Source organism: Xanthobacter luteus (assembly GCF_040049235.1).
Taxonomy (GTDB): domain Bacteria; phylum Pseudomonadota; class Alphaproteobacteria; order Rhizobiales; family Xanthobacteraceae; genus Xanthobacter.
The window spans coordinates 85,174-101,134 of sequence record NZ_JBDZDO010000007.1 but is presented as its reverse complement, the minus strand read 5'-3'; the positions used below and the strand labels follow the sequence as shown (position 1 = coordinate 101,134).

Annotated in this window: 16 protein-coding genes; 12 read left to right on the top strand and 4 right to left on the bottom strand. The window is 69.7% G+C overall.

What is annotated here, in order from left to right; all coding sequences use genetic code 11:
• The first annotated feature begins 9 nt into the window (after positions 1-9).
• From ABLE88_RS19885 to ABLE88_RS19875, 3 genes are read left to right on the top strand one after another with little or no spacing between them, the layout of a single operon-like run.
• Positions 10-801, top strand: a complete 792-nt coding sequence (locus tag ABLE88_RS19885; protein WP_348833474.1) for an ABC transporter ATP-binding protein — start codon at positions 10-12, stop codon at positions 799-801.
• A gap of 32 nt (positions 802-833) precedes the next feature.
• Positions 834-1,760, top strand: a complete 927-nt coding sequence (locus ABLE88_RS19880; protein ID WP_348833473.1) for an MlaD family protein — start codon at positions 834-836, stop codon at positions 1,758-1,760.
• Between the two features lie 7 nt (positions 1,761-1,767).
• Positions 1,768-2,388 (top strand): ABC-type transport auxiliary lipoprotein family protein, encoded by a 621-nt coding sequence (locus tag ABLE88_RS19875; protein WP_348833472.1) that lies wholly within the window; start codon positions 1,768-1,770, stop codon positions 2,386-2,388.
• A 352-nt stretch (positions 2,389-2,740) separates the two neighbouring features.
• Here the strand turns inward: ABLE88_RS19875 and ABLE88_RS19870 are convergent, their stop codons facing one another.
• Both ABLE88_RS19870 and ABLE88_RS19865 read right to left on the bottom strand, forming a co-directional pair.
• On the bottom strand, positions 2,741-3,514 hold the full coding sequence (locus tag ABLE88_RS19870; protein WP_348833471.1) for a hypothetical protein: 774 nt from the start codon (positions 3,512-3,514) through the stop codon (positions 2,741-2,743).
• Between the two features lie 216 nt (positions 3,515-3,730).
• On the bottom strand, positions 3,731-7,993 hold the full coding sequence (locus ABLE88_RS19865) for an apolipoprotein A-IV repeat region-like domain-containing protein (protein WP_348833470.1): 4,263 nt from the start codon (positions 7,991-7,993) through the stop codon (positions 3,731-3,733).
• Positions 7,994-8,293: 300 nt separating this feature from the next.
• On the opposite strand from ABLE88_RS19865, the gene ABLE88_RS19860 reads away from it, so the two are divergent.
• The 3 genes from ABLE88_RS19860 to ABLE88_RS19850 all read left to right on the top strand — a co-directional run bounded on the left by ABLE88_RS19860 (position 8,294) and on the right by ABLE88_RS19850 (position 10,885).
• Complete coding sequence (locus ABLE88_RS19860) at positions 8,294-8,614, top strand: 2Fe-2S iron-sulfur cluster-binding protein (RefSeq protein WP_348833469.1); 321 nt, start codon at positions 8,294-8,296, stop codon at positions 8,612-8,614.
• Between the two features lie 132 nt (positions 8,615-8,746).
• Positions 8,747-9,577, top strand: coding sequence for a glutamate racemase (gene murI / locus ABLE88_RS19855; RefSeq protein WP_348833698.1), 831 nt, complete (start codon positions 8,747-8,749; stop codon positions 9,575-9,577).
• A gap of 12 nt (positions 9,578-9,589) precedes the next feature.
• The gene (locus ABLE88_RS19850; protein WP_510182924.1) at positions 9,590-10,885 is read left to right on the top strand and encodes a lytic murein transglycosylase; all 1,296 of its coding nucleotides are present in this window, start codon (positions 9,590-9,592) and stop codon (positions 10,883-10,885) included.
• Between the two features lie 93 nt (positions 10,886-10,978).
• Here ABLE88_RS19850 and ABLE88_RS19845 read toward each other — a convergent pair whose 3' ends face one another.
• The gene (locus ABLE88_RS19845; protein ID WP_348833468.1) at positions 10,979-11,689 is read right to left on the bottom strand and encodes a type 1 glutamine amidotransferase; all 711 of its coding nucleotides are present in this window, start codon (positions 11,687-11,689) and stop codon (positions 10,979-10,981) included.
• A gap of 390 nt (positions 11,690-12,079) precedes the next feature.
• Between ABLE88_RS19845 and rpsD the strand changes: the two genes are divergently transcribed.
• Entirely contained in the window at positions 12,080-12,697 is a 618-nt protein-coding gene (gene rpsD / locus ABLE88_RS19840; RefSeq protein WP_348833467.1) for a 30S ribosomal protein S4, read from the top strand.
• Positions 12,698-12,827: 130 nt separating this feature from the next.
• Here rpsD and ABLE88_RS19835 read toward each other — a convergent pair whose 3' ends face one another.
• Positions 12,828-13,151 carry a DUF1476 domain-containing protein gene (locus ABLE88_RS19835; RefSeq protein ID WP_348833466.1) on the bottom strand — a complete coding sequence of 108 codons (324 nt, stop codon included), beginning with the start codon at positions 13,149-13,151 and terminating at the stop codon, positions 12,828-12,830.
• A 312-nt stretch (positions 13,152-13,463) separates the two neighbouring features.
• Between ABLE88_RS19835 and purC the strand changes: the two genes are divergently transcribed.
• The 5 genes from purC (at position 13,464) to ABLE88_RS19810 (ending at position 15,955) form a co-directional block, all read left to right on the top strand.
• On the top strand, positions 13,464-14,258 hold the full coding sequence (purC, locus tag ABLE88_RS19830) for a phosphoribosylaminoimidazolesuccinocarboxamide synthase (protein WP_348833465.1): 795 nt from the start codon (positions 13,464-13,466) through the stop codon (positions 14,256-14,258).
• Positions 14,259-14,417: 159 nt separating this feature from the next.
• Entirely contained in the window at positions 14,418-14,660 is a 243-nt protein-coding gene (purS, locus tag ABLE88_RS19825) for a phosphoribosylformylglycinamidine synthase subunit PurS (RefSeq protein WP_348833463.1), read from the top strand.
• A 148-nt stretch (positions 14,661-14,808) separates the two neighbouring features.
• Positions 14,809-14,937: a hypothetical protein gene (locus ABLE88_RS19820; RefSeq protein WP_348833461.1), complete on the top strand. Its 129-nt coding sequence runs from the start codon at positions 14,809-14,811 to the stop codon at positions 14,935-14,937.
• 6 nt (positions 14,938-14,943) lie between these two features.
• Entirely contained in the window at positions 14,944-15,642 is a 699-nt protein-coding gene (purQ, locus tag ABLE88_RS19815) for a phosphoribosylformylglycinamidine synthase subunit PurQ (RefSeq protein WP_348833459.1), read from the top strand.
• Positions 15,643-15,679: 37 nt separating this feature from the next.
• Positions 15,680-15,955, top strand: coding sequence for a BrnT family toxin (locus tag ABLE88_RS19810; RefSeq protein WP_348833458.1), 276 nt, complete (start codon positions 15,680-15,682; stop codon positions 15,953-15,955).
• The last annotated feature ends 6 nt before the right edge of the window (positions 15,956-15,961 follow it).

Below are 15,961 nucleotides of genomic sequence, written 5' to 3'. Positions count from 1 at the left end.
GACGCGCGCATGGACGATCAGGCCCCGGTGAAGGATGCCATCATCAAGGTGCGCGACCTGGTCGTGGGCTTCGGCGAGAAGATCATCCTCAACCACCTCAATCTCGACGTCTATCGCGGCGAGATCCTCGGCTTCGTCGGCACCTCCGGCGGCGGCAAGTCGGTGCTCACGCGCACCATTCTCGGCCTGGTGCCCAAGATCTCCGGCACCGTGGAGGTATTCGGCGAAAACCTCGACGACCTCAACGAGGCCCAGCGCTCCGCTTTGGAGCGGCGATGGGGCGTGCTGTTCCAGCAGGGGGCGCTGTTCTCGTCGCTGACGGTCCGGCAGAACATTCAGTTTCCTCTGCGAGAGAGCCTGCATCTCTCGCAGCGTCTCCTGGACGAGATCGCCTATACCAAGATCGAAATGGTTGGCCTTAAATGCGATGTGGCTGAAAAGCTTCCATCTGAACTTTCCGGCGGCATGATCAAGCGCGCGGCGCTGGCCCGCTCGCTCGCGCTCGATCCGGAAATTCTCTTTTTGGATGAACCCACTTCGGGTCTCGATCCCATCGGCGCGGGCGACTTTGACGAACTCATCCGCACCCTGCAGCAGACTTTGGGCCTGACGGTTTTCATGGTAACGCACGATCTCGACAGCCTGCACACGGTCTGCGACCGCATCGCGGCGCTGGCCGAGGGCAAGGTGATCGCCGCGGGCACCATCGAGACCATGATGGCCGCCACGCATCCCTGGCTGAAGCAGTATTTCCACGGCACACGGGCGCGGGCGCGGGCGGTGCAGCAGGCGCACGGATAGGTCACGGGAGCGGGGCGGGCGGAAGGGACTACATGGAGACGCGTGCGAACTACACGACAATCGGAGCCTTCACGCTGGCCGTCATCACGGCAGCGTTCGGCTTCGTATATTGGTTCGCCGGGCCCCAGGATTCCATCGCCCGCAAGCAGTACGAGATCATCTTCGATGGTTCGGTCGCCGGCCTGCGGCAGGGCAATTCGGTGCTGTTCAACGGTATCCCCGTGGGCCAGGTGACGTTCCTCGACCTGGTGCCCGGCCAACCGGGCCAGGTGAAGGTGCGGGTCGGCATCCGCAATGACGTGCCGGTGCTCGCCGACGCCCGCGCCGGCCTTGAATCCCAGGGTCTGACCGGCATCGTCGCCGTCTCCATCCGCGGCGGCCGGCCCGATGCCCCGCCTCTGCCCATCGCCAAGGACGGCTATCCGCTCATCATCGCCGACGGCGGCGCCGGCATGAGCGGGCTCATCAACACCGCCCAGGGCGCGATCAGGAAGATCGAGACGGTGATCGACGCCATCAATATCGAGCAGGTCCGCTCCATCATCGCCAGCGTCGACGCCTTCTCCAAGATGCTGGCGGAGAAGTCCGGGGACGTGGCGAGCCTGATCGAGCAGGCCAACGCTTTGTCCAAGCAGCTCAACGACATCGCCGGCAAGGTGGACACAGTGGTGGTGAACCTCCAGCGCGCCACCGAGGACAAGGACGGCCTGCTGGTCCAGGCCACCGACGCGGCCACCTCGGTGCGCCGGCTCGCCGACAATCTGGACCAGCGCACGGCGCTGCTCACCCAGGAGATCAGCCGCTTCACCGGCCCGGGGCTGCGCCAGTACGAGGCGCTCGCCACCGACGGCCGGCGCACCCTCGCCGAGATCGACCGCGTGCTGAAGAGCCTGGAGCGCAATCCCCAGCGGCTCCTCTATGGCGGCGGCAGCGGCGCCGTTCCACAGTACAGGCGGTGAGCGGCGCATGACTTTGCTTACGTTGACGAGACCCACCGGCCGCACGGTGCGCGTGGCCCGCCTCGCACTCGCGGGCCTGCTCGCTCTCGGCCTTGCCGCCTGCGGCGCGACGCCGTTGCCCACCTACAACCTGACCGCGCCGGGCAATTTCCAGGCCGCCGGCGGCGGCAGCGGCCAATTGGTGGTGGTGGTGCCGACCGCGCTCGCGGTGCTCGACACCGACAAGATCGTGGTGGAGCCGGGCGGGGGGCAGGTGGCCTATCTGGGCGACGCCCAGTGGAGCGACCGCCTGCCGGCGCTGCTCCAGGCGCGCACCATCCAGGCGTTCGAGAACGGCAGCAAGCTGCGCCGCGTGGCGCGCCCGGGCGACGGGGTGAATGCCGACTACCAGCTCGTCACCGACATCCGCGTCTTCGGCCTGCGCATCACGCCCGAGGGGCCCATGGCGGTGGTCGAGCTCTCCGCCAAGCTGATCGGCAACCAGTCCGGCCGGATCCTGGCCGCGGAGGTGTTCAAGGCCCGGGTGCCGTCCGCCGGCACGTCGGGCGAGGCGGCGACCCAGGCCCTCGACCAGGCCACCGACCAGGTGCTGGTGGCGCTGGTGCGCTGGGCCTCGCGCCGCTTCTGAGCGGGGCGCGCCCCGCACGCCTGGAGCGCCACGAAGCGGCGTGGAAGTGCGCGCCGGGGCCGACGCACGGGGACGCGAAGGCGCAAAGGCGGCCAAGACAGCGGCTCCGCCGGATTTTTCCGCTCTGCGCCTCGGCCGTCGCTCGCTGCGCGCATTCCTGGCGCCGGGCCGCGGCTCTCCTGCCGCGCCGCTGCCGCGGGCCGGGACGGGGGTAAGCTCCTCCCCGAAGGGCGAAGGGGATCTGCGCCACCGTTCCGCGATGGCGCGAATCGCCCGGCGTTTCAGACCAAGGCCCCCGCGCCCTTGGCCGGACGCGGGGACGCGGCGCGCGGCGGGCCGGCGCCGCGCTGCCTCAGATGCCCACCTTGGCGAGCTGGGCGTAGACCTCTTCGGTCCAGGTGCGCAGGTCCATCAGGCCGGCATAAGCGGACCAGATCTCGATGCCGAACTTCTCGGCCAGCTCGGTCTCGGTGGCCGAGAGCGCCTCCTCCACCGGCGTGAAGGTGCGCTCGAGGTGCGGCCAGAGCTCCGAGGAGCAGCGCGGGATGGTGATGAAATGCAGGTTGCGCCCCGACGCCGCCTTCTGGATGCGGGCCATGGGTTGGCCCTCGAAGGTTCCGCCCACCTCGTTCTGCACGATGATCAGGTTGGCCACCGGCAGCGCCCCGCCCACCACCACGTCCTCGATCAAGGTCGCGACGTTCTCGATGGAATGGGTCTCGGGCTTGGTGATCACCAGCAGGTCGATCTCGGGCGAATTGCGCTGCTGCATGATGTAGGCGACGCGCCTGTGGTGCGCCCACTGCACCAGCTGCGGCACCACGTTGGCGCCCATGTCCAGCACCGCCCCGCCGGTGAGCAGCAGGCCCCCGAAGCGGTCCCAGTAGCGCAGCGGCGCGTTGGCGTCGTTCTCGGTCTTGCTGGAGGCGAGGGAGGAGCCGATGCCCAGCTCCAGCACGCGGGAGGGGAAGAACTTGCCGATCTTGGAATGGCCCGTGCCGTCGGTGAAGTCGGCGGCGACGAGCTTGTAGGCGAGCTCGCGCTTGCGGAGCGCGGAATAGACCATCTGGGCGAGGGTCGTCTTACCCTGACCGCCGGCATAGGCGGCGCAGATATAGGTTTTCATGTGGGCGGGGCTCCCGCTGGGCCGGACATGAGGGGACCGCCGGCGCGCCCGGCGGTAGCGTCAGACCACAGACGAGGCGGCTGAAAAAGTCAACATCCGCAGGTCCCGGCCCGCGGCGCTTCGGGCCCGGTATCCCGCCGGGCCGCCCGCTTCGCACGTCCCGCACGGCAGCCGTGCCGGCGGGACCGCGCGGAGCGGGTCGAGGCGGGCGCCCCGTCAGTCCAGCCGGCCCGAGAGGTGGGCGAGCATGGTGTAGACCTTGCCGGTGTCGGAGGTCAGGTAGGTCTTGGTGAGCACCAGGCCCCGGTCGTCCTCGGACACCTGATCGAGCACGCGCTCGAACTCGCTCACATAGCGGTCGACCGCGCCGCGGAACTCGGCGTCGGCGCGATATTTGCGGCGCAGCTCCTCGAAGGTCTGCTGCCCCTGGGCGGTGTACAGCCGGCGCGTGAACGAGCCGCGCTCGCCGCGCTGCTGGCGCTCCCAGGCCTCGGCGGCCGCCCGGTGGTCCACCATCCGGGCGATGTCCGCCGACAGGCCGTCGAGGGAACTCATGGACGGGGCGCCGCGCTCGGGGCGCTGGCCGCGGGCGGCGCCGGGGCGCTGGGCCGGCCCCGTGTCCGCGTCGAGGTCGTCGGTGGCGCGGACCAGCAGCTCGTTGAGCCAGCCTTCGCGCCCCTCGGTTTCCTCGCCGCGCGCGGCGGGGCGCTGGGCCGTACGGTCCGGGCCTTCCGGCCGGCGCGCGGGCGCGGCCGGGCGGCGTGCCGGCTCGGCGTCGCGCGGGCGGGCCACGGCGTCCCGGGCGGCGGTGCTGCGGGCGATGCCCTGGACCGCGTTGCGCGCATCCTGCTCCACCACGTCGAGCGCCTGGCCCTGGCGGGCGACGATCTCGTTGAGCTCGGCCAAAGCCTTGATCTGCTCGGACACGGCGCGGCGCATGGTCGCGGCGCTCGCCTCGGTCTCGGAGGGCAGCTCGAGGATGCCGCGCTTCATCTCCTCGCGGGCGAGCTCGATCGCCTGCTGGACGTCCTCCGCGGCCTTCTTCAGGTCGGCGGCGACCGCGGTGAAGCGCCCGCCGCTCTCGGCGAACAGGCGGTTCACGTCGGCCAGCGCCCCGCTATAGACCTCGCGCAAGGCGGCGGAGGTACGCTCGCGCTCCGCCTCGGCGCTCTCGCGCACCAGCTCGAACTGGGTCTCGATGCTGCGCGCCGAGCCGCTGGCCGATTCCGACACCAGGCCGGTGATCTGGCGCGCGCGCTCCTGGGCGTTGCGGAAGGTCTCCTCCAGCATGGTGTGGAAATTCTGCAGGCGGCCGTCGATGTCGGCGATGCGCCGGGCGATGGTGGTGGACACCTCCTCGATGGCCGAGCGGCGGGCATTGAGGGTGGCGTCGATGCGGTCGTGGGTCGATCCGAGCGCCTGGGACGCCTCGGCCATGAAGCGGCTCTGCTGCTCGAAGCGGTCGGTGAGGCCGGCGATCTCGGACAGGGCGCCCTGGGAGAGCTCCTTCAGCGAGCGCACCTGGCCGTCGAAGCGCGAGGCGGTGAGCTCGGCGGCCTGGCCGATGCCGGACACGGTGGTGTTGAACGCCTCCACCTGCTTCGAGAAGGTGGTCGAGAAGTGGCCGAGATTGCCGACCGCGCTCGACATCGCGTTCTGGAACGTGGAGTTGGCCTCGCCCAGGCGCTCGATGATGGACTGGACGTCGCCCTTGAGCGCCGTGTTGGTGGCGGTGATCTCGGCGACGGCGCGCTGGCTGGTGCGCTCCAGCGCCAGCAGGAAGGTGCCGTTCTTGTCGTCGATCAGGTGCGCAATCTCGGTGAGCCGGGTGCCGAGCGCCTCGGCCACCTTCTCGGCGTGGGTGGTGAGCGACTGGCCCACATTTTCGGAGAGCTGCGACAGCGAGCGTTCCACCTGCACGGCCTCGCCGCGCAACTGGGTGGTGACGCCCTCGATGCGCGTGGTCAGCACGTCCGCCATGGCGGTGCCGCGCACCTCGATGGAGGTCGCGACCCCCTCGAGGCGGCCGAGCACCAGCTCCTCGATGCGGTTGACGCGGCCGTCCAGCACCGAGGCGATCTCCTGGGCGCGGCTGCCGATGGAGCGGTGCACGCTCTCGGCGCGGTCCATGAGCACCTCGCCCAGCGCCTTGCCGCGCGTGGCGAAGAAGGTCTCCAGCTGCTCCAGCGACTTGTCCACCGCCTCGGTGGCGCCGCGCGTGCCGTCGGAAATGGTGCGCGAGAACGTCACCGTGCGGGTGGCGAGCGTCTCGGTGAGGCTCTGGGCGCGCTGGTCCAGGGTCTGCTCGATGCGGGCGATGCGCTGGTCCATGGTGCTCGCCACCGTGGAGGTGGTGGTGGACAGCCGCTCGTCGAGGGTGGACACGGCCACGCGCAGATTCTCGTTCACCGAGTTCACCCGGTGGGTGATCTGGTCGACCAGCTCGGGGGCGTGGACGCGCACCGTGGTGTCGAAGCTCTTGATGCCCTCCTGCATGGCGCGGGCGAGGTTCGAGCCGTCGTGGTGGATGCGGTCGGCGAGCTCGTTGCCGCGCACCGTGATGGTCTCCTCCATCGCCTTCAGGCGCGAGGTGAGCATCTCCTTGATGGCGTCGCCCTTGTTGCCGATGGTGGCCACCAGCATGTCGGCGGTCTCGCGGAAGGCGTCCGTCACCTTGGAGCCGCGCGCGCCGATCGCCTTCGTCACCTCGCCGGCGACGAGCGACAGGCGCTCGGTCATGTCGGTGCCCGCATTGGTGAGCGAGCTCGCGATCTCGTCGCCCTTCTCCATCAGCGCCGAGGTTACCTGGCTGCCCGAGCGGTCGAGCGAGGCGGCGATCTTCTCGCCGGTGTCCTGGAGGCGCTGCTGGAGCGACTCGCCGCGCACCGCCACCGCCTCGTAGATGCGGTTGCCGGTGGTCTCGATGCGGTCGGCGAGGTCGGAGCCGTTGACCGCCAGCGTCTCGGCCACGCGCTCGCCGGTCTCCGCGAGCTTGCGCACCATGTCGCCGCCGCGGTTGGAGAAGTCGAGCACCAGGGTCTCGCCCACCTCGCGCATGGTCGCGTTCACGTCCGCCACCCGCTCGTTGATGTCGTCGGCGAGGCGGGCGGTGTGGTCGTTGAGGGTGTCGGAGATGCCGAGCTTGAGGCGGTCGATATTGGCGTTGACGTCATCGCCCCAGGTGGAGATCAGCGCCGCCACGTCGGTGGTGGTGCCGAGCAGGTTGTTGGCGACGTCGTCGGTGCGCTCCTTGAGCAGGCGGATCAGGTCGTCGCCGGACTGGCCGAGATCCTGGCGGATGTCGGTGCCGGTGATCTGCAGGCGGTCGATCAGCTCGCTGCCCTTGGCGGTCAGGCTGTCGATCATGTTGTCGCCCACGCGGGCGAGGGCGGCGGTGATGTGCTCGCCCTTCTGGCCGAGGATGTCGGTGACGCGCTCGGTGGCCTCCATCATGGTGGAGTTGATGCGCTCCGCCACGTCCTTGACCTCGTTCGAGAGAACCGACTCGGCGGCGGCGATGTTCTCGCGCAGGTGCTCGGTCTGCTCCTTGATGCTCAGGCGCTCGGACTGCAGCTCCTCGATCAGGCCGCGGATGCGGACCTCGTTCTGCTCGTAGGCGCGCTCCAGGATGGACACCTCGGCGCGCACCATGGTCTCGAGCTCGGTGGCGCGGGCCACCGCGCGCTCGATGCCGTCGCCCATGGCGGCAACCTCGCGCCGCACCGCCTGGCCGACCGTGACCACGGACTCCGTGGCGATGGCCTCCGGCTGGGCGAGGCGCAGCGCCACCTCGGTCATGGAGCGGGCGATGCCCTGGAGATCGCGCGAGCGGCGGATGACGCTCGCCATGGCGAAGAAGGCGATGGGCGGCAGGAGGATGCTGGCGAAGATGGCGAGCAGCGCCGGCGAGGTGCCCAGCGACTGCACGCCGCCCGAGCTCGCCATCAGCCCGCGGTGATAGACCAGGGCGAAGGCCGCGCCGAGGGCGATCCAGGCGAGCGAGGCGCCGCCGGCCCACCAATAGGGCGTCGCCGAGGACCGACGCTGAAGCTGGCTCACCAGCTGGCCGACCGTCTGGCGGTCGTCGTTGGCGGCACGGCGCTCGGCCACGTCGAGGCGGGGGCGTCCCGGACCCTGGCGGCTCTCCGGCCGGCGCGGATCGGGCCGGCCGTCCGTCGGCTCGGGGCGGGGCTCGCCGCGCGCGGCCTCGTCGCCGCGCACGAGGCGACGGGGACGGCCATCCCGGCCGGGCGGACCGGCACGCTCCAAGGGGCGTTCCGAGGCGCGGTCGGGGCGCTCCGCGGGGCGCTCCATGGCCACCGGCTCGCTCCGCCGCTCGATCGCCTGCGGCGGCTCGGGCTGGCTGTGTTCCGCGTGCCCGGACGGCTGCTCGGCCGCGTCCAACTCCAGCGTCAGAGCCTCCTGGATCGCCGAGAGCGCCGCCTCCGTCGGATCCTGGATCTTCTTGGGGTTCTTCATGTCGCTGTCGCCTCTGCCGCCGTGAGGGGTACGGGCATACTATTTTCCGCCCCGCCGCCGATGTCCGGTCCCGTTCGTCCCCAGCGAGCCGGAGGACGCGGAAATTGGTTTACCATGCCTTATCTTAGCCGCACCTCGGTGGGGATTGAACCGGCCCCGCCACGAATATGAAGATATCGTTAACGGGCCGGCGCGAGCACTGGCGCGGGCCGGCGCGGGCGGCTATAGGGCGCTCTTTCCCACCGCGGCCGCGCCAGCGCCCCCGAGCGCGGCGCCCCGCAGGCAGGCACAGGGCTAGGCATGGTCGCCATCACATTCGTCGAATTCAGCGGAACGGCCCACCAGGTGGAGGCCCAGGAGGGCTCCACCGCCATGGAGGCGGCAGTGCGCAACGGCGTGCCGGGCATCGACGCCGAATGCGGCGGCGCCTGCGCCTGCGCCACCTGCCACGTCTATGTGGACGAGGCCTGGCGCGCGAAGGTGGGCGAGCCCTCGCCGATGGAGGAGGACATGCTCGATTTCGCCTCGGAGGTCGCGCCCAATTCGCGGCTCTCGTGCCAGATCAAGCTCACCGCGGCGCTCGACGGCCTGGTGCTGCGCCTGCCGGAACGCCAGGGCTGAGCGGGCGGAACGCCTCTCCCCGGGGGCAGCGGTCAGGGTTCCTTTACCGGTACGGCGTCACATTCTCGCCGGGGCCGGTTAGGATAAGCTATGGCGACCGTCACTGACCTTGCCGAGAGACCTCTTGCCGTGATGCCCGGCCCCGCGAAGCCGCCGACCATCCTCGTCTTCGATTCCGGGCTGGGCGGGCTGTCCGTGTTCCGCGAGATCGCGCGCGCCCGGCCGGACGCCAGCTTCGTCTACGCGGCCGACGACGCCGGATTTCCTTATGGCGACCTGTCCGAGCATGCCTTGGTGGCGCGCGTGGGCGAGGTGATGGACCTGCTGATCGACGCCGTCCGTCCCGATCTGGTGGTGATCGCCTGCAACACCGCCTCCACCGCCGCGCTGCCGAGCCTGCGCGCGCGCCATGCCATGCCCTTCGTCGGCACGGTGCCGGCGGTGAAGCCGGCCTGCGCCGCCTCCCGCTCGCGCCGCGTGAGCATTCTCGCCACGCCCGGGACGGTGCGGCGCGACTACACGTCCGAACTGGTGCGCGCCTTCGCCGACGGCTGCACCGTCGACCTCGTGCCGAGCCCGCGCCTCGCGGCGCTCGCCGAGGCGGTGCTGTCGGGGCAGAGCGTCGACGACGGCGAGATCGCCGCCGAGATCGCGCCCTGCTTCGTCTCCCAAGGCGGACGCGCCACCGACACGGTGGTGCTCGCCTGCACCCACTATCCGCTGATCGCCGACCGGCTGGCGCGCCTCGCCCTTTGGCCGGTGGCGTGGATCGACCCGGCGCCGGCGATCGCCCGCCGGGTGGTCTCGCTCATCGGTCCGGCGCCGCAGGACTTGGCGGAGCCCGAGCCGGTGCGCCTCGTCTCCACCGGCCGGCCGCTGGAGCCGGGCCGGATCGGCGCCATCATCGCCCGTCCCGTCGCGGCGCCGGACCTCCTGGCGACGCCGCCGGTCCTGGTCAGCTGAAACGGGGAAGCCATGGCGCACCACCCATCGCATCCTGCGTCCCGCGCCGCCCTCGCGCCGAGCCGGCGCGCCTTCACCCTCGGCCTGATGGGCGCCGGCCTCTGCGCAGGGGCGATGCCGTCCGCGCTGGCGCCGTCGCCGGCCCATGCCCAGTCGGCGTCCCAGCCGTTCGACGCCTGGGTGCGGCGCTTCCGCGGCCGCGCCAAGGAGCGCGGCATCTCCGACGACGTCTACGACCAGGTGTTCGACGGCCTGAAGCCCGACACCCGGGTCTATGCCCAAGACCGGGCGCAGCCGGAATTCACCGAGGAGGTCTGGCAGTATCTCAACCGCCGCGTCTCCGACTGGCGCATCGAGCGCGGCCGCCAGCGGCTCAAGGAATATTCCAGCCTGTTCGATCGCATCGAGCGCGACTTCGGCGTCGAGCGCTCCATCATGCTCGGCTACTGGGGCATGGAAAGCGCCTATGGCGACATTCTCTCCAACGTGAATGCCATGCCCCCGGTCTTCCCGAGCCTCGCGGCGCTCGCCTGGGGCGAGCCGCGCCGGCGCAAATACTGGGAGACCGAACTGCTCAATGCCCTGGTGATCGTCCAGCGTGGCTGGGGCGCGCCGACGCAGATGAACGGCTCCTGGGCGGGCGCCATGGGGCACACCCAATGGATGCCCGAGGTGTGGTTGAACATGGGCGTCGACTATGATGGCGATGGCCGAATCTCGCCGTTCGGCCCGCCCGACGACGCGCTGGCCGGCACCGCCAATTATCTGGTGAAGCGCGGCAAGTACCGGCGCGGCGAGCCCTGGGGCTTCGAGGCGCGCCTGCCGGCGGGCTTCAACACCAATCTGGCGGACAACAAGACCCGGCGCGCGCTGAGCGAATGGGGCGACATGGGGCTTGCCTCCATCGACGGCCAGTCCATCGCCGGCCTGTCGGACCCGGCGCGCCTGTGGCTGCCCGGCGGCCCCGGCGGGCCGGCGCTGCTGCTGCTGCCGAACTTCTACGCCGTGCGCTCCTACAACCCGTCGTCCAATTATGCCCTCGCCGTGGTGCATCTGGGCGACCGGGTGATGGGCTATGAGACCTTCCGCACCCCCTGGCCCGGCGGGGAGCGGGCGCTGACCCTGGCGGAAATCCAGGAGATCCAGCGCCGCCTGACCGCGCTCGGCTTCGACACCGGCGGCACCGATGGCCGCGTCGGCACCGTCACCATGCGGGCGGTGCGCGCCTTCCAGGAGAAAGCCGGCATCGCGCCGGCCGACGGCTATGCCGGCCTTCTGGTTCTCAACACGTTGCGCAAGGGCATTTGAGCCGATCGTCCGACCCGGCCGTCAAGCGCCGGCCCGACGCGCGCGCGGCGAGGCACCGGGAGACCGCGCGGAGCCCTGTCCGCGCCTTGCATCTCATCCCCAGGTGGCCCGGAAGTTCCGGTAGAGCGTGCCGGCGGCCGCGCGGAACACCGGCATCTTCTCCCGTGTCGCGGCCTCCAGCACCTTCTGGCCGTCCGGGCCGGTGATGGCTTCCAGCGCGCAGCGATATTCGGTGATCGCGCCCCATTCCGGCACCGTCGCCTCGGTCAGCTCCACATGGTACTGGATGCCGAAGGCGCGGGCCCCCACCTGGAGCGCCTGGATCGGGCAATGGGCGTTCTGCGCCAAGGTCTTGGCGCCGTCCGGTAGCTCCAGCACCGCGGCCCCGTGCCATTGCAGCGTCGGGAAGGTCTCGCCCAGCCCCTGGAACAGCGGCGAGGCGCGCCCCTCGGGCGTCAGGCTCACCTCGGTCACGCCCACTTCGGGCTTCGCCATCAGGCCCACCTTGCCGCCGAGCGCATCGGCGAGCAGCTGGTGGCCGAGGCAGACCCCGAGATAGGGGCGGCCGGAGGCGATCCATTGGCGGATCGCCTGCTTCTCCGCCGCCAGCCAGGGGTGCTCCTGCTCCTGCCACACGTCCATGGGGCCGCCGAACACCATGAGCGCGGCATAGCCGTCGAGGGGCGGGATCGCCGCGCCTTCGTCCAGCTCCACCGCGTCCCAGATCACGCCGTCGGCGCGCATGAGGTCGCGGAAGCTGCCGGGATGCTCGGCGGCGACGTGCTGGAAGACGAGGACCCGCAAGGCGTGCTCCAGATGTCAGGGGGTGGTAAGGCTGGCCGGGATCTTGCCGCAGCGCGGCAGTGACCCGCAAGAGGTTTTCTCTTCGATCAATTTATTTAATCAACAATAGAAGTTCGCAGCTGCCTGCCGCAAGCGGGCAGGGGTCTCGGCACCGGCTTTCTTGCCGGATAAGGCTTCGGAATTGACTTTGGGCCAAGGGGCGACTATCAAGCCGCCCACCTTGCGGGCCGCCATCGGCCCGTTCGGCGTTTCACGCACCCGTGGCTACGCATGGCAGCGCGCCAGGCGAGCCTGTCGGCGGGACGGGGACGGGCCGCACGGCCCTGATCCCGGTCCGCAGAGGAGGGGCGCGATCCAAACCCACTGAAGAACATCAAGGATCCGCGTTACATGAGCAAGCGCATTGCGGCCAAGCACAAGATCGACCGCCGCATGGGTGAGAATATCTGGGGCCGCCCGAAGAGCCCCGTGAACCGCCGCGAATACGGCCCCGGCCAGCATGGCCAGCGCCGCAAGGGCAAGCTCTCCGACTTCGGCGTGCAGCTGCGCGCCAAGCAGAAGCTCAAGGGCTATTACGGCTCGATCGGCGAGAAGCAGTTCCACAAGGTCTATGTGGAGGCCGCGCGCCTGAAGGGCGACACCGGCGCCAACCTGATCGGCCTCCTGGAGCGCCGGCTCGACGCGGTGGTCTACCGCGCCAAGTTCGTGCCCACCATCTTCGCCGCCCGCCAGTTCGTCTCCCACGGCCACGTGAAGGTGAACGGCAAGCGCGTGAACATCCCGTCTTACCTCGTGAAGGTGGGCGACGTGGTGGAGGTGAAGGAAGCCTCCCGCCAGATGCTCCTGGTGCTCGAGGCCCAGCAGCTCGCCGAGCGCGACGTGCCGGACTATATCGAGCTCGACACCCACAAGCTGGCCGCCAAGTTCGCCCGCATCCCGGAGCTGAACGAGGTGCCTTATCCGGTGCAGATGGAGCCGAACCTGGTGGTCGAGTACTACTCGCGCTGACCGGTTCGCCATCCTGGAATCGAGAAGGCCGCCCGTTCAGGGCGGCCTTTTTCGTTGTCCGGCCACAGGGCAGCGGCCAGGAGCGGCGCGACCGGCGCCGCGACCGGCGCCGCGCGGCCGACCGCAAGCCTCAGCCGGCGGACTTCACCTCGGCCACGGCGGCGGCGAGGAACTCGTCCATGTTGCGGCGGATCTGGTGGTCGGAGACGTCGACGCCCTTGGCGTCGAAATCGGCGCGCAGCTTGCGGAACACGTCGTCGTCGCCGGCTTCCTCGAGGTCGACGACCACGACCTCCTTGGCGTAGGCGTCGGCCGCCTCGCCGGCGAGGCCGAGCTTCTCGGCGGCCCACAGGCCGAGCTTCTTGTTGCGTCGGGCGAGCGCCTTGAAGCGGGACTCCTCGTCCATCGCGAAGCGCTTCTCGAAACCTTCCTCGCGCTTGTCGAACGTGGTCATGGCAGTCCTCTTCCTGACGTTTGCGTGACCTGAATTCGGCTCGTGCGGCGCACGCGGCGCGGCGGCTCCTGCATAGTGCGGGGCACGGCCGAGATCAACGGGCGAAGACGCTGCGGCATGCCGCAAGCCGACGGCGCCGCCCCGCCGCGGCCGCGCCGGGCGCCGGCATCCGCCGCCGGGCTGTGCCGAAGCGCGGGCCGAGCGGCCGCGTTGTATCGCGGCGCGCGATCGGCTAGTGTCCAGCGGGGTGTGGTGCGCGTCAGCCTTCCACGCCCCGCCGAGGAACGTCACCCGAACGGAGCCTTGGCAACAATGGATTTCCTCAAGTCACGGTATACTCCCATGAGCCGCCGCCGCCGAATCTACGAAGGCAAGGCGAAGGTCCTCTATGAAGGCCCCGAGCCCGGCACCCTGATCCAGCACTTCAAGGACGATGCCACGGCCTTCAACGCCAAGAAGCACGAGGTCATCGACGGCAAGGGCGTGCTCAACAACCGGATCTCGGAGTACATCTTCTCCCGGTTGAACGACATCGGCGTGCCGACCCACTTCATCCGCCGCATGAACATGCGCGAGCAGCTGATCCGCGAGGTGGAGATCATTCCCCTCGAAATCGTGATCCGCAACGTGGCCGCCGGCTCGCTCTCCACCCGCCTCGGCATCGAGGAGGGAACCCCGTTGCCGCGCTCGATCATCGAGTTCTATTACAAGAACGACGCGCTGAACGATCCGCTGGTCTCGGAAGAGCACATCACCGCCTTCGGCTGGGCCACCACCCAGGAGATCGACGACATCATCGCGCTGGCGATCCGCGTCAACGACTTCCTCTCCGGCCTCTTCCTCGGTGTCGGCATCCGTCTCGTCGACTTCAAGATGGAGTGCGGCCGCCTGTGGGAGAACGACATGATGCGGATCGTGGTGGCGGACGAGATCAGCCCCGATTCGTGCCGGCTCTGGGACATGAAGTCCAACGACAAGATGGACAAGGACCGCTTCCGCCGCGACATGGGCGGCCTCGTGGAGGCCTATAGCGAGGTGGCGCGCCGGCTCGGCATCCTGATGGAGAACGATCCGACCCCGGGCAAGGGCCCGGTGCTCGTCAAGTAGGATGCCGCGAAGGTTGAGCCGCGCACCTGAAAAGTGCTAGGCCGAAGCCGCGACGGCCCGTAGTTCGATCAGCACGGGGGCCGGCGAGGCCCCCGTTTTGCATTGCAGCATTCCGTGGGATTGGCCGCGAGCGGCAGGTGCCATGAAGGCGAGGTTTCCATGAAGGCCCGAGTGATCGTCACCCTGAAGTCGGCGGTGCTCGACCCGCAGGGCAAGGCCATCGAGGGCGCCCTGCGCTCCCTCGGCGTCGCCGGCGTGCAGAGTGTGCGGCAGGGCAAGGTGTTCGACGTGGAGCTGGCGGGCAACGACCGCGCTTCCGCCGAGGGCGCCCTGAAGGAGGCCTGCGACAAGCTTCTCGCCAACACCGTGATCGAGACCTACAAGGTCGAGTTCGCGGAGTGATGTGATATCATTGCGCCATGTGGCCTCGGCAGGGCCGCCGAGAGGGTGCGATGGCCGAGGTCACGAACGAGCTTCTTTATGAGGTTCTGAAGTCGATCCAGCGGGGGCCTCCCTTCCGCGCGAGGGACAGGCGCAGGCCCGCGAAGAGATGATCGCCCAGCGCAGCCCCATGCACGCCATCCCGCAGGACGTGAACAATATCTACGCAATCCTCGCGCGGCACGCCGCGCACCTCGATCGCCTCGAACGCCGGCTCGACCCCGCCGCCGCCCACTGAGAGACCATGAAACCAGCCGTCATCCTCTTCCCCGGCTCCAACCGCGAGCAGGACGCCGTGCGGGCGCTCAAGCTCGTCGGCGGCGCCAAGCCGCAGGTGGTCTGGCATGCCGACCACGAACTGCCCCAGGGCACCGACCTCGTGGTGCTGCCCGGCGGCTTCTCCTACGGCGACTATCTGCGCTGTGGCGCCATCGCGGCGCGCGCCAACATCATGGACGCGGTGCGCGCCCACGCCGCCAAGGGCGGGCTGGTGCTCGGCATCTGCAACGGCTTCCAGATCCTGTGCGAGGCGGGGCTGCTGCCGGGCGTGCTGGTGCGCAACGCGCGCCTGCGCTTCGTCTGCCGGGAGGTGCTGCTGCGCGTCGAGCGCGCGGACACGCCGTTCACCAAGGCCTATCGCAAGGGCGACCTGATCCGCATCCCGGTCGCCCACGGCGAGGGCAACTACACCGCCGACGAGGCCACCATCGCCCGGTTGGAGCACGACGGCCGCGTCGCCTTCCGCTATGCGCGCCGCGACGGCCAGATCGACGAGACCGACGGGCCCAACGGCGCGATCAACGGCATCGCCGGCATCTATTCCGAGAAGTTCAACGTGCTCGGCATGATGCCCCACCCCGAGAACTATATCGAGCCGGAGATCGGCCCGACCGACGGGCGCGGCCTGTTCGAGAGCCTCGCCGGCGCCCTCAGGGCGGCGTGACCCTTCGGCTTGAAAATGTGTACACGTATGTGTACCTATGGAGTTCGAGTGGGACGAGGCGAAGCGGGCCCGGGTTTTCCGCGAGAGAGGCATCGATCTCGTGCGGGCAGCGCGCATCTTTCGCGGGCGCGTCCTCGTCGAGGCGGATCGCCGGAGGGACTATGGAGAAGATCGCTACATCGCGATCGGTGAAGCGGGCGGCGAGTCCTTCGTCGTCACCTTCACGCACCGCGGCCAAAGAATCCGTCTCATCACGGCCTGGAGGGCAGGAGCGCGCGCCCGGGCCGCGTATCAGGAGCGCTTCCCTGGATGAGATCGA

What these genes read in the sequence shown, in the direction of transcription:
- purQ (WP_348833459.1), top strand. Translation starts at nt 14,944, where the DNA reads ATGAAACCAGCCGTCATCCTCTTCCCCGGCTCCAACCGCGAGCAGGAC.
- ABLE88_RS19875 (WP_348833472.1), top strand. Translation starts at nt 1,768, where the DNA reads ATGACTTTGCTTACGTTGACGAGACCCACCGGCCGCACGGTGCGCGTG.
- ABLE88_RS19820 (WP_348833461.1), top strand. Translation starts at nt 14,809, where the DNA reads ATGATCGCCCAGCGCAGCCCCATGCACGCCATCCCGCAGGACGTGAAC.
- ABLE88_RS19810 (WP_348833458.1), top strand. Translation starts at nt 15,680, where the DNA reads ATGGAGTTCGAGTGGGACGAGGCGAAGCGGGCCCGGGTTTTCCGCGAG.
- ABLE88_RS19885 (WP_348833474.1), top strand. Translation starts at nt 10, where the DNA reads ATGGACGATCAGGCCCCGGTGAAGGATGCCATCATCAAGGTGCGCGAC.
- ABLE88_RS19870 (WP_348833471.1), bottom strand. Translation starts at nt 3,514, where the DNA reads ATGAAAACCTATATCTGCGCCGCCTATGCCGGCGGTCAGGGTAAGACG.
- murI (WP_348833698.1), top strand. Translation starts at nt 8,747, where the DNA reads ATGCCCGGCCCCGCGAAGCCGCCGACCATCCTCGTCTTCGATTCCGGG.
- ABLE88_RS19835 (WP_348833466.1), bottom strand. Translation starts at nt 13,151, where the DNA reads ATGACCACGTTCGACAAGCGCGAGGAAGGTTTCGAGAAGCGCTTCGCG.
- ABLE88_RS19860 (WP_348833469.1), top strand. Translation starts at nt 8,294, where the DNA reads ATGGTCGCCATCACATTCGTCGAATTCAGCGGAACGGCCCACCAGGTG.
- ABLE88_RS19865 (WP_348833470.1), bottom strand. Translation starts at nt 7,993, where the DNA reads ATGAAGAACCCCAAGAAGATCCAGGATCCGACGGAGGCGGCGCTCTCG.
- purS (WP_348833463.1), top strand. Translation starts at nt 14,418, where the DNA reads ATGAAGGCCCGAGTGATCGTCACCCTGAAGTCGGCGGTGCTCGACCCG.
- ABLE88_RS19850 (WP_510182924.1), top strand. Translation starts at nt 9,590, where the DNA reads ATGGCGCACCACCCATCGCATCCTGCGTCCCGCGCCGCCCTCGCGCCG.
- ABLE88_RS19880 (WP_348833473.1), top strand. Translation starts at nt 834, where the DNA reads ATGGAGACGCGTGCGAACTACACGACAATCGGAGCCTTCACGCTGGCC.
- rpsD (WP_348833467.1), top strand. Translation starts at nt 12,080, where the DNA reads ATGAGCAAGCGCATTGCGGCCAAGCACAAGATCGACCGCCGCATGGGT.
- purC (WP_348833465.1), top strand. Translation starts at nt 13,464, where the DNA reads ATGGATTTCCTCAAGTCACGGTATACTCCCATGAGCCGCCGCCGCCGA.